Origin of the sequence: Actinacidiphila acididurans (assembly GCF_016918855.1) — a bacterium.
Taxonomy (GTDB): domain Bacteria; phylum Actinomycetota; class Actinomycetes; order Streptomycetales; family Streptomycetaceae; genus Actinacidiphila; species Actinacidiphila acididurans.
This window is the reverse complement of the sequence record NZ_JADKYB010000029.1, coordinates 86311-108318: the sequence shown is the minus strand read 5'-3', so window position 1 is coordinate 108318 and position 22008 is coordinate 86311. Positions and strand designations below refer to the sequence as shown.

Sequence of the window (22008 nt, the reverse complement as noted above, 5' to 3'; positions counted from 1 at the left end):
ATCTCACCGGGACAGCGAGGTGGAGCGGGTGTTCGCCGCCGATCAGGATCTCTTTCCGCTGACGAGCGCCCAGGAGGGCCTCTGGTTCGCCAACAGCCTGGCGTCCTACAGCAGCTTCCACCGCGGCGCCGAGATCGTCGAGATCCACGGTCCGATCGACGAACGGCTGTTCCGCTCGGCCGTGGACCGGCTGCTCGACGAGGCGCAGGCGGCCCGGCTGCGGATCGTAGAGGCCCCGGACGGACTGCGCCAATATCTCGGCCCGGCCGAGCCGCTGCAGGTCGTCGACATCAGCGCCGAGAGCGACGCGCGGCAGGCGGTGCGGGACTGGTTCGCCGCCGACGTGGGACGGCCGGTCGACCTGGCCAACGGCCCGAACCACACGCTCGCGCTGTTCCGGGCCGCCGACGACCACTACTTCTGGCTGCAGACCTTCCACCACTGCCTGATGGACGGCTTCGGCAACGCGTTGTTCGTCTCCCGGCTGGCCGAGATCTACACCGCGAGCGCCGTCGGGGCGGGTATCCCGCCGAACCCGTTCCCGCCGTTCGCCCGTCTGGTCGAGCACGACCTCGACTACCGTGAGTCGGCCCAGTTCCGCGCCGACCGCGACTTCTGGCGGGAGCGGCTGCGGGACCGGCCCGAGCCGGTCTCGCTGTCCGCCTCGGCCGCGGCCGCCGCCACCGTGAACGTCCGCGCGGTGGTCGAGATCCCGCCGGCCGACGCGGCGCGACTGCGCGCCGGCGCGGAACGGCTCGGCGTGCGCTGGTCCGCCTTCGCCTTCGCCGCGACCGCCGCCTACCTGAACCGGTGCACCGGCGCCACCGACCTGATCATCGGGATGGCTGTCAAGGCCCGCAACTACCCGGACGCCCGCGAGACACCGGCGATGCTGTCGAACATGGTGCCGCTGCGGCTGTCCGTCGATCCCGCGATGCGGGTCGGCGACCTGGCCGGGCAGACCAGCGCGGCGATGACGGCCGCGCTGCGCCACCAGCGCTACGGCTTCGACCGGATCCGCCGGGACCTCGGCCTGGTCAACTCGACCGAGATGCTGGTGCCCCTGATCGTGAACATGCTGTCGTTCCACCCGGCGATCAGATTCGGGGAGGCGGCCACCGAGGTCGTCGACCCGACCAACTTCCCGGTCGACGACCTCACGTTCCTGCTCCACGGCCACCGGGCGGTCGACGACGGCATGCGCCTGCTGGTCGACGGGAACGCAGCCCGCTACCGGCCCGCAGTCGTGACCCAGCACGCCGAGCGCTTCGTGGAATACCTGCTGCGCCTGGCCGACGCCGGCCCTGACGCGGCGCTGGACTCGGTGCCGGTGCTGGGCGCGGCCGAGCACGAACGGGTGGTGTCCGGCTGGAACGCGACCGCGGCGCCGGTCCCGGCGGTGACGCTGCCGGAGCTGCTCGCCGGGCCCGCGGCGCGTACGCCGGACGCGGTGGCCCTGGTCTCGGACCGGGAGCCGATGACGTTCGCCGAGTTGGATGCGCGGGCCAACCGGTGGGCGCGGTTCCTGATCGGTTGCGGGGTGGGCCCGGAGTCGGTGGTGGCGGTCGCGTTGCCGCGCTCGGTGGACCTGGTGGTCACCCTGCTCGCGGTGGCCAAGGCCGGCGGCGCGTACGTGCCGGTCGACCCGGACTACCCCCGGGAGCGGATGGAAGCGATGGTGGCCGACGCGGACCCGTCCTTGCTGGTGCTCGCACCCGAGGTGGCGGCGTTCGCCGGCCGCCGCTGCCTGAGCGTCGGCGACCCGCAGGTGACCGGCGCGGTGGCCGGACTCCCTGCCCATCCGGTCACCGACGCCGACCGGCGCTCGCCCCTGCGGGTGGAGCACCCGGCGTACGTGATCTACACCTCCGGCTCGACCGGGGTGCCCAAGGGCGTCGTCGTCTCGCACGGTTCCCTGGTCAACCTCATCACCTGGGTGCAGAACCGTTACCGGCTGACGCCCGCCGACCGCGGCCTGATGAACCACTCGCCGAGTTTCGACCCGTCCGCGCTCGAGCTGTTCTGGCCGCTGTCGGCCGGGGCCCGCGTCGTGCTGGCCAAGCCGGGCGGGCAGCGGGATCCGGAGTACCTCGTCGAGCTGATCCGCGACGAGGGGGTCACGGCCGCCCAGTTCGTCCCCTCGATGCTCGGTCACGTGCTGGACGTGCCCGGGGTCGCCGCCTGCCGGACGCTGCGCGTCGTCATCTCCGGCGGGGAGAGCCTGTCGGCCGAGCTGCGCGACGACTGCCGGCGCACGCTCGGCATCGACGTGCAGAACGCGTACGGTCCGACCGAGACGACCGTCGCCGTGTCGATGTGGGGCTGCACCGCCGAGAAGGACGGGACGTCGCTGCCGATCGGCGCGCCGGACCTCAACAACCGGGTCTACGTGCTCGACGCCGGTCTGCGGCCGATGCCCGTCGGCATGACCGGTGACCTCTACATCGCCGGGGCGCAGCTGGCCCGGGGCTACCTGCGCGCACCCTCCGGCACGGGGGCGCGGTTCGTGGCCAGCCCGTTCGCCCCGGGCGCCCGGATGTACCGGACCGGGGACCGGGCGCGCTGGACACCGGACGGCGTCCTGGAATTCGCCGGCCGAAGCGACGACCAGCTCAAGATCCGGGGCTTCCGGATCGAGCCGAAAGAGATCGAGGCGGTCGTCGTCACCCACCCGGCCGTCGCCTCGGCCACGGTGGTCGCCCGCTCCGAGGGCTCGGGCGACCTGCGCCTGGTCGCCTACGTGGTTCCCACGGCCACCGGCGGGGACGCGCCCGCACCGGCGGAGCTGCGCGCCTACGTGGCCGGCCGGTTGCCCGCGCACATGGTTCCGGCCGCCTTCGTGCTCCTGGAGACGCTGCCGTTGCTGGTGAGCGGCAAGGTCGACCGGGAGGCACTGCCCCGGCCGGACTACGCCGCCGGTCAGGCCGGCCGGGGTCCGCTGACCATCCGCGAGGAGGTGCTCTGCCAGGCCTTCGCCGAGGTCCTCAAGACCGATGTGACCAGCGTGCACGACAGCTTCTTCGACCTCGGCGGCCACTCCCTGCTGGCCGTGAAGCTGATCGAACGGCTGCGTACGGCGGGCGTCGCGATCGACATCCGTACGCTGTTCGCCGCGCCCACCGTGGCCGAGCTGGCCACCGCCGCCGGGCGTGCCGAGGTCACCGTGCCGCCGACCGTGATCCCGCCCGGTGCCACCGCCCTGACCCCGGAGATGGTGCCGCTGGCCGGCCTCGGCCGCGACGACCTCGCCCGGGTGGCCGCCGCGGTGCCCGGCGGGGTGCCGGAGATCGCCGACGTCTACCGGCTCGGCCCGTTGCAGGAGGGCTTCTTCTTCCATGCGCGCCTGGCCGGCGACCGGGCCAACCCGTACCTCACGCCGTTCGTGTGGGTGTTCGCGTCGAAGGACGGGGCCGACGCGTTCCTCGCCGCCTGGCAGCAGGTCGTCGACCGGCACGACGTCCTGCGCACCGGGCTGGTCTGGGAGGGCATCGAGCACCCGGTTCAGGTGGTCCGCAAGCGGGCGCGTCTGCCGGTGACCGCGCTGACCTTGCCACCGGGCGACGGCGACGACGACCTCCAGGCCGACGCGGACCGGCTCATGGCGATCTGCGACGGCCCGATGGACCTGCGGACGCCACCACTGCTGGACGCGTACGTGGCGGCGCGGCCGGGAACCGGGCAGTGGCTCGTGGTCCTGCGCCCCAACCACCTCGTCGCCGACCACGAGGGACTGGACGTCCTGCTCACCGAGGTCGACATGATCGTACGGGGCCGGGTCGGGGAACTGGGCGAGCCCCTGCCGTACCGCACGTTCGTCGGTCAGGCCCGGCTCGGCGTGCCGGAGCGGGAGCACCTGCGGCACTTCGGCGAGGTGCTCGGCGACGTCACCGAACCGACCGCGCCGTTCGGCCTGCTCGACGTCCACGGCGACGGCAGCGGTGTCGCGGAGGCACGGCTCCCGCTGACCGGCGAGCTGTCCGACCGCGTCCGCCGGCTGGCCCGCGCGTGCGCCGTCACGCCGGCGACCCTCTTCCACGTCGTCTGGGCGCGGGTCCTGATGGCGATCTCCGGCCGCGACGACGTGGTGTTCGGGACGGTCGTCCTCGGCCGGACCCAGGGCGGCTCCGGCAGCGACCGGGTGCCCGGACTGTTCATGAACACCCTGCCGGTACGGGCCAGGTCCGCCCGCCGTACGGTCCGTGAGAGCGTCCGCGACATGCAGCTGTCCCTGGCCGACCTGATGGTCCACGAGCACGCGCCGCTGCCGGTCGCCCAGCAGGCCAGCGGGCTGCCGGCCGGGGCGCCGCTGTTCACGAGCATCTTCAACTATCGGCACCTGAGCGAGGCCGACGGTACGCGCGACGGGCGATGGCCGGCCTTCTGGAAGGACGGCACCAACTATCCGCTGGCCGCCGCGGTCAACGACGCCGGCCCCGGGCACCCGTTCCTGGTGAGCGTGCAGTCGGTGCCCCGGATCGACGCCGCCCTCGTCGCCGCCCTGATCCGTGCCACCACCGAGCACCTCGCCGACGCGCTGGAGGACCGGCCGCGGGCGCCGCTGGGCTCCGTGCAGGTCCTGGGCGGCCCGGAACGGCGTCGGGTGCTGGACGAGTGGAACGCGACCCGGGTGGAGGTGGGCGAGGCGTGCCTGCCCGATCTGCTCGCGGCCCAGGTCCGGCGTTCCCCGCAGGCGACCGCCCTGGTCTTCGGCGGCACCGAGATCTCCTACGCCGAGCTGGATGACCGCGCCAACCGGCTGGCGCGGCGGCTGATCGACGCCGGGGTGGGCCCGGAGTCGCTGGTGGCGGTCGTGCTCCCCCGATCGGTGGAGCTCGTCACGGCGCTCCTGGCCGTCCTGAAGGCCGGCGGCGCCTATCTGCCCGTGGACCCGGAGCTTCCGCGTGAGCGTGTCGACGCCGTGCTGCGGGACGCGAACCCGGTGGCGGTCGTGTCGGACGTGGACGCCCCCGGGTTCTCGCCGGAGCCGGTGACCGACGCCGAGCGCCGCGGCCCGCTGAGGCCGGACCATCCGGCGTACGTCCTCTACACCTCGGGGTCGACCGGTGCGCCGAAGGGCGTCGTGGTGCCGCACGGCGGCGTGGTCAACCTGCTCGCCTGGATGCAGCGCGCCTATCCGCTGACCGCCGCCGACCGGGTCCTGCAGAAGGCACCGGCCGGTTTCGACGCGTCGGTGTGGGAGTTCTTCTGGCCGTTGGCCGTGGGCGCGCGGATGGTCCTGGCCGCACCGGGCGGGCACCGGGACCCGGACTACCTGGTCGAGCTGATCCGCCGGGAGGGCGTCACCGTCGCCCAGTTCGTCCCGTCGGCGCTGGAGATGTTCCTGGCCGCCGAGCACGTCACCCAGTGCACCAGCCTGCGCCTGGTCTACGCCGGAGGAGAGGTGTACTCCCCGAGGCTCGCCCGCGCGGCGCTGACCCTGCCCAACGCCACCCCGGTCAGCCTGTACGGCCCGACCGAGACGATCGTCCAGATGACCTCGTACGTCATCGCCGACGCCGACGTCGAGACCATCTGTCTCGGCCGGCCGGCCGACAACGTCCAGGTCCGGGTGCTCGACTCCACGCTGAGCCCGGTGCCGCCGGGCGTGGCCGGTGACCTGTACGTCAGCGGTGCCCAGCTCGCCCGGGGATACCTCAACCGGCCCGGCCTGACCTCGGGGCGTTTCGTGGCCGACCCGTTCGGCTCCGGCGGCCGGCTCTACCGCACCGGCGACGTGGCCCGCTGGACCGCCACCGGCGAGCTCGACTTCGTGACCCGCGCCGACGACCAGGTGAAGATCCGTGGTTTCCGCGTCGAGCCGGGCGAGGTGGCCGCCGTCGTCGGGCGCTGTCCCGGGGTACGGCAGGCCGTGGTCGTGGCGCGCGAGGACACCCCGGGCGACCGGCGGCTGGTGGCCTACGTGGTGGCCACCGCCGGCGTCGCGGACATCCTGGCCTGGGCCGGCGACCACCTGCCGGAGTACATGGTCCCGTCCGCGGTGGTCGTGCTGCCCGCGCTGCCGCTGACGGCCAACGGCAAGGTAAACCGCCAGGCTCTGCCGGCGCCGGAGTTGGCCACCGACGACGAGCGGCCCGGCCGGGGACCGTCGGATGCCCAGGAAGAGCTGCTGTGCCAGGTCTTCGCGCAGGTGCTGGGCGTGCCCGCCGTGGGTCTCGACGACAGCTTCTTCGACCTCGGCGGCCACTCCCTGCTCGCGACCCGACTGGCGAGCCGACTGCGCTCGGTGCTGGCGGCCGAGATCCCGATCCGGGCGGTGTTCCAGAACCCGACGGTGGCCAAGCTGACCCGATGGCTGCATTCGGCGGCCGGTACGGCACGGGCGCGGGTGACGGCGGAGCCGCGGACGGGCCCGGTGCCGCTGTCCTTCGCGCAGCAGCGGCTGTGGTTCCTGGACCGGCTGCACGGCGCCTCGTCGACGTACAACATCCCGTTCGTGGTGCACCTGGCCGGCGCGGTCGACGTGCCCGCGCTCGAGGCCGCGCTGTCCGATGTGGCCGGACGGCACGAGAGCCTGCGGACGGTCGTGACCGAGGAGGGCGGCGTGCCGTGCCAGCGGGTGTTGCCGCTCGCCGAGATCCCGCCGATCCTGTCCGTCCTCGACGTTCCCGCAGCCGGCCTGCGGGAAGCCGTCGCCGCCGTCTGGGAGGTCCCCTTCGACCTGGCACGCGACGTGCCGATCCGGGCGCGCCTGCTCGTACTCGGCCCGTCCGAGCGGGTGCTTGTCCTCGTCACCCACCACATCGCCGGGGACGGCTGGTCGATGGACCCACTGTGGCGGGACCTGTCCACGGCGTATGCCGCCCGCCGCGAGGGCCAGGCGCCCGGGTGGCCGCCCCTGCCCGTCCAGTACGCGGACTACACCCTGTGGCAGCGGCGGCTGCTGGGCTCCGCCGACGATCCCGGCAGCCTGGTCTCGGCCCAGATCGCCTACTGGCGGCGGGCGCTGGCCGACGCGCCCGAGGAGATGCCGCTGCCGTTCGACCGCCCCCGTCCGCCGGTCGCCTCGCACCGCGGGGCCCTGTCGCCGCTGTCGGTGGACGCCGGCCTGCACGCCCGCCTGGTGGAGCTGAGCCGGCGGCGCGACGTCACGCTCTTCATGGTCCTGCAGGCGGCGCTGGCGGTGGTGCTGTCGCGCTCCGGGGCCGGCGACGACGTGGTCATCGGGTCGCCGATCGCCGGGCGCACCGACGAGGCGCTCCACGACCTGGTCGGCTTCTTCGTGAACACGCTCGTGCTGCGTACCGATCTGCGTGGTGACCCGTCCTTCGACGAGGTGCTGGACCGGGTTCGCGAGACCGGGCTGGCCGCCTTCGAGCACCAGGAGCTGCCCTTCGAGCGGCTGGTCGAGGAGCTGGCGCCGGCCCGCTCGCTCGCCCGGCACCCGTTGTTCCAGGTCAGCCTCACGCTCGAGAACTCGGGCGGGCGGGAACCGCACCTGAGCGGAGTCGAGGCCGCCCTGCTGCCGCCGCAGGGCCCGACGCCGGTGCGGTTCGACCTCGACATCAGCCTCACCGAGAAGCACCACGAGCGGCACACCGCGGCCGGCCTGGACGGGGTGATCGTCTACTCCACCGACCTGTTCGACCGCGACACCGTCGACGCTCTGGGCCGCCGCCTGCTCACCGTCCTCGATGCCGTCGCCACCGACTCCACCGTGCCGGTTTCCGGCGTACCGGTGCTGAGCGAAGAGGAACAGCGCCGGGTGATCGAGCTCTCCGCCCCCCGGCCCGCCGCCGGCTTCTCGCCGCTCACGCTGCCTCAGATGTACGCGCGGACAGTCGCGCGTCCGGTGAATGCCGTCGCCGTGCGGCACGGCGACCGGGAGTTCACCCACGAGCGTCTGCGTGAACGGGCGAACCGGCTGGCCCGGCTGCTGATCGAGCGTGGCGTGGGCCCCGAGTCGTTGGTCGCCGTCCTGATGGACCGGGGCACCGAGGTGATCGTGGCACTGCTGGCCGTGCTCGAGGCCGGCGGCGCGTACGTCCCGATCGACCCGGCGTATCCCCGCGAGCGCATCGGCGCCACGCTCGCCGACGTCGCACCGGTGGCGGTGCTGACCACCGAGTCGTTGATGGACAAGGTGCCCGAGACGTTCGCCTCCGTGGTGCTGGACGATCCCGGTGTCGAGTCGGACCTGGCGGGCCGGCCGGGCTCCGCGGTGACCGACGACGAACGCCGCGCCCCGCTGGCCCCCGCCCATCCGGCGTACGTCATCTTCACCTCCGGCTCGACCGGGCGTCCCAAGGGCGTGGTCGTGCCGCATGCCGCTGTCGCGTGGCTGCTGGCGGCGACCCGGGAGCGCTTCGCGTTCACCGCCGGCGACGTGTGGTCCTGGTGCCACTCGTACGCCTTCGACTTCTCGGTCTGGGAGATCTGGGGCGCGCTGCTGACCGGGGGCAGGGTCGTCGTGGCCGACCGGGACGTGGCCCGCTCCCCGGATGACCTGCTGCGCCTGCTCGCCAGGGAACGGGTCACGACGCTCAGCCAGACGCCGTCCGCCTTCTACGAGCTGATCGCCGCCGACGCCGCCGCGCCCAGCACCGGCCTCGCCCTGCGCACGGTCGTCCTCGGCGGTGAGGCGCTGGAGCACGCCCGGCTGCGCGACTGGTACGGGCGCCACCGCGCGGACGCTCCGGCCCTGTGCAACATGTACGGCATCACCGAGACGACCGTGCACGTGACCGCCGCGTCCGCGTCCGTGACCGGTGCCGGGGAGGCCGCGGCCCGGACGGGATCGGCGATCGGCCACGGGCTGCCCGGCACCGGCACCTGGGTGCTCGACTCCCGGCTGCGGCCCGTCCCGCCGGGCGTCGCCGGCGAACTGTACGTCGCCGGCGGCGGCCTGGCCCGGGGCTATCTGCGGCAGCCGAGCCTGACCTCGGGACGGTTCGTGGCGAGCCCCTTTGCCGCCGGCGAACGGATGTACCGGACCGGCGACGTCGCCCGCCGCCGGACGGACGGAACGCTGGAGTTCCTCGGCCGCGCGGACGAGCAACTGCAGCTCCGCGGGTTCCGGATCGAGCCGGGCGAGGTCGAGGCGACGCTGCGCCGCTACCCGGGCGTGACGGGGGCTGCGGTGGTGATGCGCGAGGACGCCGCGGGCGATCGGCGTCTGATCGGCTACGTCGTGGCCCTCGGCGACGCGATCGAACCCGCGGCGGTGCGTGCCTTCGCCGCCGCCCGGCTGCCGGAACACCTCGTGCCCGCGGCGGTGGTGCCGTTGCCCGAGCTGCCGCTGACGGTCAACGGCAAGCTCGACCGGCGGGCCCTGCCGGCGCCGGTGTACGCGCCGGCGAGTACCCGCCGACCGGCGACCGACCACGAGAAGCTGCTCTGCGGCGTGTTCGCCGAGATCCTCGGCCTGCCCGCCGTGGGCCTCGACGACAGCTTCTTCGACCTCGGTGGCCACTCGCTGCTCGCCACCAGGCTGGTCAGCCGCCTGCGGTCGGTCCTCGGGGTCGAGCTGTCGCTGCGTGCCGTCTTCGAGAACCCGACACCGTCCGGGCTGGCCGGCCGCACCGCCGCGGGCACGGGCAAGGCCCGCAGCCGGCCCCGCCCGACGCCCCGCCCACGCCTGTGACCGGCGCGATCGTCCGGCCCGGCGTAACGGTGGGCAGCGCTGAACCGGTTGTTTCCGAATCGCCAAAGGATGGTTCTGTGGCCGCCGCACGGCGACGCCGCGGGACACGGCAGAGGATGGATGGTCGTATGGACGCTACGCGGACTGCGGAGTCGGCCGTCACGCGCGGCGGCCCGGCGGTGCGGCAGTCGCCGGTGATGACCGGTCTGGGTACGGCTGTGTCGCCGGACAGCTATACCCAGGCGGAGGTCCTCGACTACTTCGGCGTGACGGACCGGCGGGTGCGGCTGCTGTTCCACAACAGCGCTATCGAGACTCGCCACCTCACGCTGCCGGCCATCGGCCCCGACGGGCGCCCGGTGCACGAGACCCAGGGCGAACTGCTGCGCAAGCACGCGACGATGGCGGTCCGGATGGGTTCACAGGCCGTCCGCGCATGCCTCGCCGATGCGGGCCGGGACCTGTCCGACATCGACTACCTGTGCTGCGTGACGACCACCGGCCTGCTCTCGCCGGGACTGAGCGCCCTGCTCATCGCCGAGTTGGGCCTCGGCGGCGAGGTGGGCCGCCTGGACGTGGTCGGCATGGGCTGCAACGCCGGGGTGAGCGCGCTGAAGGCCGTGGCCGGCTGGAGCGCGGGCAACCCCGGAGCGCTCGCCGTGATGGTCTGCGTGGAGGTCTGCTCGGCCATCTACGTGTTCGACGACACGATGCGGACCGCCGTGGTGAACAGCCTGTTCGGCGACGGCGCGGCGGCCGTGGCCATCCAGACCGGCGTCTCGCCGCCACTGGCGACCGGCGGCCCCGAGGTGCTCGCCTTCGCCGGTCAGGTGCTGCCGGAGTTCTCCGACACGATGCGCTTCGACTGGGACGACGAGCAGGGGAAGTACAGCTTCTTCCTGAGTCCGGACATCCCGTACATCATCGGGGCCAACGTGGACGGCCTGGTACGCCGGTTGCTGGCCGGTGCCCTGGTCGACCGCAGCGACATCAAACACTGGGTCGTGCACTCCGGCGGCAAGAAGGTCATCGACTCCGTCCGCGTCGGCCTCGGGCTGACCCGGCACGACGTACGCCACAGCGTGGCCACGCTGCGCGACTACGGCAACCTCTCCAGCGGCTCGTTCCTGTTCACCTACGAACGGCTCCGGAGCGAAGGGGTCTGCTCGCCGGGCGACTACGGCGTCCTCATGGCGATGGGCCCCGGCCCGACCATCGAGACCGCCCTGGTCCGCTTCTGAAGGCCGCCCCGGCCGCGGTGAATCGGTGAGGCAATCACACTCGAGGAGGCACGATGGGAGTCTTCGACGACCTGACGATCGACCACGTCGGCATCGCGGTCACCGACCTCGTCGCGGCGGCTGAGTGGTGGACCACGCGGTACGGGTTCGCCGTGCTGCGGCCGGCCGCACCGGACGACGACGGCACCGGCTCGCGCTCGACGGATATCGGGTCGGCGCGGTTCACGCTGCGCCTGACCGAGGCGGAGGGCCTGGACCACCCCGCCGCGGCCTACCTGGAACAGCACGGCGAGGGCGTCTACGACATCGCGCTCGGTGTGCCGGACGCGCGGCAGGCCTTCGCCGAGGCCGTACGCCGGGGCGCGCAGCCGGTCCGGACACCCCGTGACGGCGCGGACGGCGACGTCACCGCCTCGATCATCGCCTTCGGTGACGTCCTGCACACGTTCGTCGAGCGGCCCGGCGACCCGCGCCCGGCCGCCCCCGCCGGCGAGGGGCTGCACACCATCGACCACTTCGCGGTGTGCGTGGAGCCGGGCCGGCTGGAGCCCACCACCGAGTTCTACGTCGACGTCCTGGACTTCGAAGCCGTCTTCACCGAGCACATCGTCGTCGGCCGGCAGGCGATGAACTCCATCGTGGTGCGCAGCCGCTCCAAGCTGGTCACGCTGACCGTCCTCGAACCCGACCTGACCCGCGATCCCGGGCAGATCGACCAGTTCCTCAAGGACCACGACGGCGCCGGGGTGCAGCACGTCGCGTTCGCCACCGACGGTATCGTGGCCGAGGTCGCCCGCCTCAGCGAGCGGGGAGTGGAGTTCCTGTCCACCCCCGCTGCCTACTACGACCAGGTTCCCGACCGGCTCGAGCTGCGGCGCTACTCGGTCGAGGACCTGCGGGGGCTCAACATCCTGGTCGACCAGGACCACAACGGGCAGCTGCTGCAGATCTTCGCCCGCAGCGTGCACCCGCGGGGCACCCTGTTCTTCGAGGTCGTCGAGCGGCTGGGCGCCCAGACCTTCGGCAGCGGCAACATCCACGCGCTCTACTCGGCCGTGGAGCTGGAACGGGCCCGGAATGGCTGACCCGATGGACCCGGCACCCCAGCGCGTGGAGGACCTCGAGGCGGCGGCCCGCGACCGGCTGCCCGCGCCGATCTGGGACTACCTCAGCGGCGGCAGCGGGACCGAGGCGACGCTGACCTCCAACCGTGCCGTTCTCGACGCGTACGAGCTGCTTCCCCGCGTCCTGGTCGACGTCTCGGCCACCGACCCGGGCTGCACGCTGCTCGGCCGTGAGCTGGCGCTGCCGGTCGGCATCGCGCCGATGGCGTATCACCGCCTGCTCCACCCGGAGGGCGAGGTGGCGACCGCCCGGGCCGCCGGCGTGGCGGGGGCCCTGCTCGTGGTCAGCATCTTCGCGAGCCGCACCGTCGAGGAGATCGCGGCGGCGGCCACCGGCCCGCTCTGGCTGCAGCTCTACTGGCTGCACCGGCGCGAGGAGCTGGCGACACTGATGCGCCGGGCCGAGGACAGCGGCTTCGAGGCCCTGGTACTGACCGTGGACACCCCGCGGGTAGCGGTGCGGCTGCGCGACCGGCGCTCGGGCTTCACCCTGCCCGGCGACGTCCGGGCGGTGAACGTGAGCCCGTCGGTGATGGCCGCCTCACACGCCCACGCCGGTGACACCTCGGCGATCGAACGGCATTCCGCCCAGCAGTTCGATCCGTCGCTGGCATGGCCGGACCTGGCCTGGATCCGGGCCCGTACCGGCCTGCCGCTGGTGCTCAAGGGAATCCTGACGGCCGCCGACGCCGAACTCGCGGTGGAGCACGGGGTGGAGGCGATCGTCGTGTCCAACCACGGCGGCCGCCAGCTCGACGGGGCCGTCCCCAGCATCCGGGCGCTGCCCGAGATCGCCGCCGCCGTACGGGGTCGCTGCCAGGTTCTCGTCGACGGCGGCATCCGGCGGGGAGCCGATGTCTTCAAGGCGCTGGCCCTGGGCGCGGACGCCGTGCTGATCGGCCGCCCGGCCCTGTGGGGCCTGACGGCGGCGGGTGCGGACGGGGTCGCCGCCGTCCTGAGGATGCTCGGCGACGAACTGCGGGAAGTGATGATGCTGGCCGGTCGTCCTTCCGTCGCGAACGTGGGCCCCGAGGCCGTGCGTGAGGTGCCTCTGTCATGACCACTCAACAGACATCCGGCCTGCTGCTCGCCCTGGGGGCCATCGCGCTGCTCGCCTTCGGGGCCGGCGCGCTGGCCCGCCGGTTCCGGCAACCGCCGGTCATCGGCGAGGTACTGCTCGGCGTCCTTCTCGGACCCACCCTCTTCCACGGTGCCGTCGCGAACGCCCTGTTCCCGGCGGACACCCGCCCGTTCCTGACCGCGCTGGCCGACATCGGCGTGGCCCTGTTCATGTTCACCGTCGGCGCCGAACTGGACGCCACACTGCTCAACGGGCGCAAGGTCGTGGCCGGGACGGTCGCCTCCGGCTCGATCGCCCTCCCGTTCGCTCTGGGCAGCCTGCTGGCCCTGTACCTGTTCTCCGGCCACCCGACCGGCAACAAGACCAGCTTCGTCCTGTTCATGGGCGCGGCCATGTCGGTGACCGCCTTTCCGGTGCTGGCCCGGATCCTGGTCGACCGCGGCATGAGCCGTACCTGGCTCGGCAACATCGCGCTGGCCTGCGCCGCGATCGACGACGTCCTCGCCTGGACCCTGCTCGCCGTGGTGGTGGCCATCTGCGGGGCCGCGACCGGATCCCAGTGGCTGCTGCTGCTCTTCATCCCGTACCTGGCGCTCATGGTCGCCGTCGTACGGCCGGGCCTCAAGCGCCTGATGTCGTCGCCTCGCGTCCTCGGCTCCCGGCAGCCGGTCCCGCTGGTCGTCACGCTCGTCGGCCTCCTGCTGTCCGCCGCGTTCACCGAGTGGATCGGGCTGCATTTCATCTTCGGTGCCTTCCTGTTCGGTGCCGTCATGCCCCGCGGCATCGCCCGGACGGCGCGGACCGAGGATCTCAGCGAGGGGATCGTCGGCCAGATCTCCGATCTGACCGGCATCATGCTGCTGCCGATCTACTTCGTCGTGGCCGGTCTCAAGGTGAACCTGTCCGGCATGAACGGCAGGGACTTCGTCGACCTGGGCCTGATCCTGGCGGTGGCGGTCGGCGGCAAGTTCCTCGGTGCCTATCTCAGCGCCCGGCTCGCCGGCATGGGCACCCGAGCCGCGACCGCCCTGGCCGTGCTCATGAACACCCGGGGCCTGACCGAGCTGATCATCCTCACGGTCGGCCTGCAACTCGGCGTCCTGGACGGACAGCTCTACTCGTCCATGGTCGTGATGGCCCTGGTCACCACCGCGCTGGCCGGACCGCTGCTGCAGGCGCTCTACCCGATCCGTACCCCGGGCGCTGCCATCGAGATCGCCGCCGACGGCACTCGGACCGCGGTGGTCTCGACCACGGGCCTCCACCGCTGAGATTCCACGGGAGATTGGGTCGGTGAGTTCCGTGAAGGTGCCTCCGGCCTGGTATCGGGCCAGGTCAGAGGCACCTTCAGGGATGCCTAGAAGAAGCCTAGCTTCTTCGGGGAATACGACACGAGAAGATTCTTGGTCTGCTGGTAGTGCTCCAGCATCATCTTGTGGTTCTCCCGCCCGATGCCGGACTGCTTGTAGCCGCCGAAGGCGGCGTGCGCGGGATAGGCGTGGTAGCAGTTGGTCCACACCCGGCCGGCCTTGATCTCGCGGCCCATCCGGTACGCGGCCGTGCCGTCGCGGGTCCACAGGCCGGCGCCGAGTCCGTACAGCGTGTCGTTGGCGATCTTCAGCGCCTCGTCCGCCGAGTCGAAGGTGGTCACCGACACCACCGGGCCGAAGATCTCCTCCTGGAAGATCCGCATGTCGTTGGTGCCGTGGAAGATGGTCGGCTCGATGTAGTAGCCGCCCTCCAGGCCCTTGACCGTACGGGTCGCCCCGCCGGTCAGCACCCGGGCGCCCTCCTGGCGGCCGATGTCGAGGTAGGACAGGATCTTCTCGTACTGGTCGTTGCTGGCCTGCGCGCCGATCATGGTGGCCGGGTCCAGCGGGTCGCCGCCGGTGATCGCCTCGGTGCGGGCGATGCAGCGGGCCATGAACTCGTCGTAGATCCCGGAGTGGATCAGTGCCCGGGACGGGCAGGTGCACACCTCGCCCTGGTTGAGGGCGAACATCACGAAGCCCTCGACCGCCTTGTCCAGGAAGTCGTCGTCGGCCGCCATCACGTCCGGCAGGAAGATGTTAGGGCTCTTGCCGCCCAGTTCCAGGGTGACCGGGATGATGTTCTCGCTGGCGTACTGCATGATCAGCCGCCCGGTGGTGGTCTCCCCGGTGAACGCCACCTTCGCCACCCGCGGGCTGGACGCCAGCGGCTTGCCGGCCTCCACGCCGAAGCCGTTGACCACGTTGACCACGCCCGGCGGCAGCAGGTCCGCGATCAGGTCCATCACCAGCAGGATGCTGGCCGGGGTCTGCTCGGCGGGCTTGAGCACCACGCAGTTGCCGGCGGCCAGCGCGGGCGCCAGCTTCCAGGTCGCCATCAGGATCGGGAAGTTCCACGGGATGATCTGCCCGACCACGCCCAGCGGCTCGTGGTAGTGGTACGCCACCGTGTCCGCGTCGATCTCCGCGATGCTGCCCTCCTGGGCCCGGATCGCGCCGGCGAAGTAGCGGAAGTGGTCGATCGCCAGCGGCAGGTCGGCGGCCAGCGTCTCGCGCACCGGCTTGCCGTTGTCCCAGGTCTCGGCCACGGCGAGCATCTCCAGGTGCTCCTCCAGCCGGTCGGCGATCTTGTTGAGCAGCACCGCCCGCTGGGTGGTCGAGGTACGGCCCCAGGCCCCGGCCGCCGCGTGGGCCGCGTCCAGGGCGCGCTCGATGTCGGGGGCGGTGGACCGGGCGACCTCGCAGAAGGTCTCGCCGGTCACCGGGGAGGGGTTCTCGAAGTAGCGGCCCTCGGCGGGCGCGACCCATTCCCCACCGATGAAGTTGTCGTAACGCCGGGCGAAGCTGACGAGGCTGCCCTCGGTTCCGGGCTGCGCGTAGACCATGACGGCGGCTCCTGAAAAGGGGAGGTGACGGAACGGCGGCGGACATCCGCGCTTTCCACTGTGGTCGCGCGAGGTTGGCGAAAGGTTGGTGTACGGGCGCGGCTCCGGGTGCCGGCCGGGCCCCGGTCAGCTCCGGGAGGCCCGCAGCCTGCTGCCGGCGATGCCCCGGCGGGGGTCGGCCGGGCCGAGCAGGCGCAGCGCGTGTTCGTGAACGGCGCTGTCGTACGGGGCCCGCGCGCCGTAGCGCAGCGCGTGCTCGGGGCGGGCGGAGGCGAGCACCGCCTCGCGCACCCCGACCTCCAGGTGCTGCCGCCAGGCCCGGACGCCCGGTGCCTCGGACAGCGGCAGCAGCGGGCCGCGGTAGCGCTCGACCGCGGCCGTCGTGTCACCGCGTTCCAGGGCGCGCAGCACCTCGGCGGCGTCGCAGGTCAGCGGCACCGCCAGCGCGTACCGGCGGGTGGTCAGCGCGCCGCCGAGGGCCCGCCGCAGGTGCGAGACCTCGGCCTTGAAGGTGGAGGCGGTCACCGGCCGGTCGCCGTAGAGCGCGTCGCGCAGCCGCTCGGGCGCGAAGCCGTCGGGCTCCAGCGCCAGCAGGGTCAGGATCTCCACCTGACGGGGCGGCAGGTGCAGGTCGGTGCCGCCGCGCCGGGCCCGCGCGGCCGGCCCGAGGCAGGTCAGGGACACGGCCGCGGTCGTCGCGTGGGCCGCGGGCAGGGCCGTAGCCGCGAGTGCGGCGGGTACGGGTGTCGCGCCGCGCGGCAGCCGCGCCTCGATCGCCGAGGTCAGGGTGCGTACCGTCGGCAGCGCCAGTGGGTGCGAGCGGTCCCAGGTGGTGGACAGGTCCAGCACGCCCAGCACCCGGCCGTCGGGGGCGTGGATCGGCGCGCAGTAGCAGACCCAGCCGTGCAGCGCGGCCACCAGGTGCTCCGCGGAGAACACGGTGGCCGGGCGGCCGGTGCGCAGCGCCAGGGAGAGCGCGTTCGTGCCCATCGCCGGCTCGTCCCAGCGGCCGCCCGGCGCGAAGTTGACCCGCTCGGCCCGGCGCCGCATCAGGGTGCCGCCGCAGGTCCACAGGATGGTCCCGGACGCGTCGGTCACCGCGGCCACGAACCCGGCGTCCTCCGTGATGCAGCGGATCTCGTCGGCCAGTTCGGTGACCGGGCCGCGCAGCGGGGAGCGGGCCCAGCCGGCCGCGGGGCCGCCCGGCGGGGCGCAGGCCAGCCCCGGGTCCACCGAGGCCAGCGACCGCGCCCAGGACTCGGTGATCTCGTGGCGTACCGCCACCTCGGCGCCCGCACCGGCCCGCCGCTGCGGCACCATGCGCGCCCACTCGTGCTCCAGCACGGTCCGCCGCTGCCGGAGCGCACCCTGCTCTGCCATGCCCGTCACGACTCCGTTGTCGTTCCTCGCCACTGCTCTCGCGCGCCCGCCGCGCCCCCGGCAGGGACGGGATCCCCCTATTCAAGGCGCGGTTGGGCGGTCCGTCGACCCCTGCCGCAGCGGCATGTTTTCGGCCGGGTGAAATGCGGGCGGGCGGGGGGCGTGGTGCCTTGAGGTGTGCTGTCTCCGGTCCTGCGGCCGGCTGCCTGCCGGCAGCAGGACCGGCCGGGGGCTCCGCTCGGACGCCCCGGGCGCGAACGGCCGCTGCGGCGAAGGGCGGTGGTGGCCGGGAGGGTGCCGCGAGGCATCGTTCATCGGCGGCGATGACCGCGGACGGGCCCATCACCACCGCGGAGGTGCGGACGGACCCACTCGTGACGGGCTTACGCGGGTGCCGGCCCGGCGGCCGGTTCCTGCGCCGGGACCGCAGTCACGGGAGCGGCCTGGTGGGTTGTGCTCTTCGCGACGGCTCAAGGGACGAAGGGCGGCCGCAGTGGCGTGGGCTTACGCGGGTGCCGGCTCGGTGGCGGTTCGGGCGCCGGGATCATCGTGACGGGAGCGGCTGCGGCGGTCGTGCCCTTCACCGCAGTAGCCGCGGCTTTACGCGGGTGCCGGCTCGGTGGGTGGTTCCTGCGCCGGGATCGTCGTGACGGGAGCGGCTGCGGCGGTCGTGCCCTTCACCGCAGTAGCCGCGGCTTTACGCGGGTGCCGGCTCGGTGGGTGGTTCCTGGGCCGGGACCGCAGTTACGGGAGCGGGCTCGGCGGTCGCGGCCTTCACCGCAGTGGCCGCGGCTTTACGCGGGTGCCGGCTCGGTGGGTGGTTCCTGGGCCGGGACCGCAGTTACGGGAGCGGGCTCGGCGGTCGCGGCCTTCCCGGCCGTCGCCCTCACCGGAGTTGCCTTGCCGGAGGCCGGCTTCACCGGGAACCTGGCGGACGCCGCCTTCGCCGGGGCGAACACGCGCTGGGCCGCCACCGCCGCACCGCCGCGGGCCCATTCCTCGAACGGGAGCGGCCGGACGACCAGGTCGCAGTCGGCGGCGGCGCCGAACGCGTGGGCGGCAAAGGTCTGCCGGATCTGGTCCTCGTAGAGGTCGTAGGAGGCCACGCCCTCGCCGGAGATGATGATGCGTTCGGGGCCGATGAGGTTGGCGACCGAGGCCAGGGCCAGGCCCATGGCGTGGCCGGCCCGGGAGAAGACCGCGCGTACCGCCGGGTCGCCGGCGTGCGCCAGCCGTACCGCCTCCGCCATGGTCAGCTCCGGGTCGCCGGCCGCCCGGCGGGCCTGCTCGGTGATGGCGTGGGTGGAGGCCACCGCCTCGACGCAGCCGGTGTTGCCGCAGGTGCAGGTGCGGTCGGTGCCGCCCACCGGCAGATGGCCGACCTCGCCGGCCACCCCGTGCGCCCCGGAGACCACGCGGCCGCCGATGGAGAGCCCGGCCCCGATGCCGGCGCCGACCGTGACCAGGGCGAACGACGACAGGCCGACGCCCGCGCCGTACCACTGCTCGGCCACCGTCAGCGCGCGCACGTCGTTCTCGATCACCGTCGGCAGGCCGGTCGCGGACTCCACCAGCCGGGCCAGCGGCACCCGCCGCCAGTCCAGGAACGGCGAATACTGCACGGTGCCGGTCTGCCCGTCGACGTCGCCGGAGATGGTGACGCCGATGCCCTGCAGCGGCGCCCCGCCGTCCGCGACGGGCCCGGCCGCGGCGATCAGCTGGTCGATCAGCCGGGCGATCGCCAGCACCACGGTGCCGACGTCGCGCGAGCCCAGCGGCGCGCGCCGGGCGGCCAGCGGCTGGGCGGTCAAGTCGGCCAGGACTCCGATGAGTTCGTCGCCGGTCACCTTCACGCCGGCGAACCGCGCGCGCTCGGCGCGCACCGCGATCAGGGTGGCGGGGCGGCCGTTGGCGCGTTCCACCGCGGGGCGGCCGAGTTCGGTGATCCAGCCGTCGGCGAGCAGGGGAGTGGCGACCTTGGTGACGGCACCCGGCGACAGGCCGGTGCGGCGTCCGATCTCGGCCCTGGTCAGTGGGCCGTGCGCCAGCAGGGTCTGGAAGACCAGGACCGCGGCCGGCGGTTGGTCGGCGAGGCTCATGACCGGACCTTACCTTTCCAGTGGAAAGTATGAAAGCCGCAGGGTTCTCCCCGCTGGCGGTCGACGAGCGGGCACCAGCGGTCGCCCGATGAGCTGCTCCAGCCCGCGTGGCGGCATCGCGGCAGGTGACCGCGCGCCGACGAACCGTATCCGCCTGATCCCGCCATGATCAGATGTCGGGTTTTTGCCGCCGATTATGTTGACGATGGAAGGAAACCCTGGCTAGATTCGCGGCATTCCTTGTCGGGGCGGCCAGGGACGGTGCCGCCCGGCCAGGACCGCGACCGGGATTTCCTCCCGCCGGTCGCGACCCGCCCCTCGGTGGTGTTCCGGGACGACCACCACCGAGGGAGGTTCCCACCACCCTCGATACCCCAGGCGGGCGCCGCGTCCGCCTGCTGTCGCGCCGAGATGGAGTACATCCATGGCTCGTCCAGCTCGACCCGCACGTCTGAGAACCCTCACCTGCGTGACCGCGCTCGCGGCCGCGTTCGCCGTGCCCGCCGTGGCATCGGCGGCGCCCGCGAACGCGGCCGCGGACAGCACCGCCGCACCCCTCCTGGCCGCCAAGCCGTACATGGGCTGGAGCAGTTGGAGCCTGGAGTCCACCAACTTCCCCGGGTACGGCGGGGAGAACTGGCTCACCGAATCGCATGTCCTCCAGCAGGCGGACCAGGTCGCCTCGAAGCTGAAGTCCCACGGCTACGAGTACGTCAACGTCGACGCAGGGTGGAACGTCGACAACGGCAAGAACGTCGGCGACGCCTACGCCCGTCCGACCGCCGACCTGAAGAAGTTCCCGCACGGCATGAAGTACGTCGGGGACCAACTGCACAGCAAGGGCCTGAAGTTCGGCCTCTACCTGGCGGTCGGCCTGTACCAGGACTACTACAACAACGGCAACACGCCGATCTACGGCGCCCCGGGCTGCACCACCAAGGACATCGTCTACCCGGACCTGCGCAAGACCAGCGGCTGGGACAACGTCTCGTACCAGCTCGACTTCGCCAGCCCCTGCACCACCAAGTACATCCAGTCCGTCGCCGACGAGCTGGCCGGCTGGGGCGTGGACTTCCTCAAGATCGACGGTGTCGGCCCCGGCTCCAACCAGGGCGACGCGGCGCACGACAACGTGCCCGACATCCAGGCCTGGCACACCGCGCTGCAGAAGACCGGGCGGCCGATCCAGCTCACCCTGTCCTGGTCGCTCAGCCACAGCCAGGTCGCGACCTGGAAGGCGAACTCCAACGGCTGGCGCGTGGACACCGACGTCGAGTGCTACTGCGACACCCTGGTGACCTGGAACAACTCGGTCAAGGGCCGCTTCAACGACGTCGTGCCGTGGATCGACGACGCCGCCCCCGGGCACTGGAACAACCTGGACTCCCTGGACGTCGGCAACGGCGCCATGGACGGCGTCAACGACGTCGAGCGGCAGACCTACGAGACGCTGTGGGCGATCGAGTCGGCGCCGCTGTACACCGGTGACGACCTGACCAAGCTGGACTCCTACGGTCTGAAGCTGCTCACCAACGACGAGGTCATCGCGGTCGACCAGGCCGGCAACCCGGCCCGCCCGGTCAGCCAGGCCACCCCGCAGCAGACCTGGTACGCCCGCAACGCCGACGGCACCTACACCGTCGCCCTGTTCAACCTGGGCTCCGGCTACAGCGACGTGACCGCCGACTTCTCCGACCTCGGCATCACCGGCAAGGCCGCCGTCCGCGACCTGTGGAGCCACAACAGCCTCGGCACCGTCGGCGGCTCCTTCACCGCCAACCTGCCCCCGCACGGCTCGCGGCTGCTCAAGCTGACCCCGGCCACCCACGGCACCGGCCCCGGCGTCGTGCTGGGCGTCCACGGCACCGCCTCCACCGCGAACAGCGTCTCGCTGGCCTGGCAGCCGGTGAACACCGGCTCCGCCACCACCGGTTACGACATCTACGCCGGCGCCACCAAGGCCGCCACCGGCACCGGCACCTCGGCCACCGTGACCGGCCTGAACGCCGCCACCGGCTACTCCTTCACGGTCGTGGCCCACGACGCCAAGGGCCGCACTTCGGCGCCGAGCAAGGCCGTGTCCGTGACCACCCCGGCGGCCGGCGGCCCGGTCTCCTACGAGGCCGAGGCGCCCGGCAACACCCTGGGCGGCAACGCGGGCATCTCGGACTGCGGCGAGTGCTCCGGCGGCAAGAAGGTCGGCAACCTCGGCAGCGGCGGCTCGGTGGCGATCAACAACGTCACCGTGCCCAAGGACGGCACCTACCTGATGAAGCTCGACTACACCGACGGCTCCTCGGGCCGCACGATGGTCGTCACCACCGGTGCCACGTCCTTCCAGGTCCCGCTGCCCGGCAGCAACGACAACAACTGGGGCACGCCGCACTCGATCACCGTGCCGGTGACCCTCAAGGCGGGCGCCAACAGCATCACCTTCGGCAACCCGTCCGACTACGCCTCCGACGTCGACCGGATCACCCTGTGACCGCCGGCTGACCCCCGGGGTCCGGCGACCGGTCCTCCCCGATGACACCGGCCGCCGGACCCCGGCATCCGTCCGCCTTCCGGCCGCGGCACTGGACCTGTGCGGCGGCGGGTAGGTACGGG

General features: G+C 72.8%; 9 protein-coding genes. 6 read left to right on the top strand and 3 right to left on the bottom strand.

Annotated features, from left to right (window positions below; all coding sequences use genetic code 11):
- Positions 1-28 precede the first annotated feature (28 nt).
- From ITX44_RS36255 to ITX44_RS36235, 5 genes are all read left to right on the top strand, one after another.
- The gene (locus tag ITX44_RS36255) at positions 29-9601 is read left to right on the top strand and encodes a non-ribosomal peptide synthetase (RefSeq protein ID WP_205363460.1); all 9573 of its coding nucleotides are present in this window, start codon (positions 29-31) and stop codon (positions 9599-9601) included.
- 197 nt (positions 9602-9798) lie between these two features.
- Positions 9799-10842: a 3,5-dihydroxyphenylacetyl-CoA synthase DpgA gene (gene dpgA, locus ITX44_RS36250; RefSeq protein WP_205363489.1), complete on the top strand. Its 1044-nt coding sequence runs from the start codon at positions 9799-9801 to the stop codon at positions 10840-10842.
- A 53-nt stretch (positions 10843-10895) separates the two neighbouring features.
- Positions 10896-11927, top strand: coding sequence for a 4-hydroxyphenylpyruvate dioxygenase (gene hppD / locus ITX44_RS36245; RefSeq protein WP_205363458.1), 1032 nt, complete (start codon positions 10896-10898; stop codon positions 11925-11927).
- On the top strand, positions 11920-13026 hold the full coding sequence (locus ITX44_RS36240; RefSeq protein ID WP_236062308.1) for an alpha-hydroxy acid oxidase: 1107 nt from the start codon (positions 11920-11922) through the stop codon (positions 13024-13026). The genes hppD and ITX44_RS36240 overlap by 8 nt, the downstream gene beginning before the upstream one ends.
- Positions 13023-14318 (top strand): cation:proton antiporter domain-containing protein, encoded by a 1296-nt coding sequence (locus ITX44_RS36235; protein ID WP_205363456.1) that lies wholly within the window; start codon positions 13023-13025, stop codon positions 14316-14318. The genes ITX44_RS36240 and ITX44_RS36235 overlap by 4 nt, the downstream gene beginning before the upstream one ends.
- Positions 14319-14404: 86 nt before the next feature.
- Here the strand turns inward: ITX44_RS36235 and adh are convergent, their stop codons facing one another.
- The 3 genes from adh to ITX44_RS36220 form a co-directional block, all read right to left on the bottom strand.
- On the bottom strand, positions 14405-15922 hold the full coding sequence (gene adh / locus ITX44_RS36230) for an aldehyde dehydrogenase (protein WP_205363454.1): 1518 nt from the start codon (positions 15920-15922) through the stop codon (positions 14405-14407).
- 126 nt (positions 15923-16048) lie between these two features.
- Positions 16049-17302 carry a helix-turn-helix domain-containing protein gene (locus ITX44_RS36225; protein ID WP_205363453.1) on the bottom strand — a complete coding sequence of 418 codons (1254 nt, stop codon included), beginning with the start codon at positions 17300-17302 and terminating at the stop codon, positions 16049-16051.
- A 794-nt stretch (positions 17303-18096) separates the two neighbouring features.
- Positions 18097-19401 (bottom strand): ROK family transcriptional regulator, encoded by a 1305-nt coding sequence (locus ITX44_RS36220; protein WP_205363452.1) that lies wholly within the window; start codon positions 19399-19401, stop codon positions 18097-18099.
- 424 nt (positions 19402-19825) lie between these two features.
- Between ITX44_RS36220 and ITX44_RS36215 the strand changes: the two genes are divergently transcribed.
- The gene (locus tag ITX44_RS36215) at positions 19826-21886 is read left to right on the top strand and encodes a fibronectin type III domain-containing protein (protein ID WP_205363451.1); all 2061 of its coding nucleotides are present in this window, start codon (positions 19826-19828) and stop codon (positions 21884-21886) included.
- Positions 21887-22008: the final 122 nt, after the last annotated feature.

Coding starts and splice junctions, on each gene's coding strand:
- dpgA (WP_205363489.1), top strand. CDS start 9,799: ATGACCGGTCTGGGTACGGCTGTGTCGCCGGACAGCTATACCCAGGCG.
- hppD (WP_205363458.1), top strand. CDS start 10,896: ATGGGAGTCTTCGACGACCTGACGATCGACCACGTCGGCATCGCGGTC.
- ITX44_RS36240 (WP_236062308.1), top strand. CDS start 11,920: ATGGCTGACCCGATGGACCCGGCACCCCAGCGCGTGGAGGACCTCGAG.
- ITX44_RS36235 (WP_205363456.1), top strand. CDS start 13,023: ATGACCACTCAACAGACATCCGGCCTGCTGCTCGCCCTGGGGGCCATC.
- adh (WP_205363454.1), bottom strand. CDS start 15,922: ATGGTCTACGCGCAGCCCGGAACCGAGGGCAGCCTCGTCAGCTTCGCC.
- ITX44_RS36225 (WP_205363453.1), bottom strand. CDS start 17,302: ATGGCAGAGCAGGGTGCGCTCCGGCAGCGGCGGACCGTGCTGGAGCAC.
- ITX44_RS36220 (WP_205363452.1), bottom strand. CDS start 19,401: ATGAGCCTCGCCGACCAACCGCCGGCCGCGGTCCTGGTCTTCCAGACC.
- ITX44_RS36215 (WP_205363451.1), top strand. CDS start 19,826: ATGGCTCGTCCAGCTCGACCCGCACGTCTGAGAACCCTCACCTGCGTG.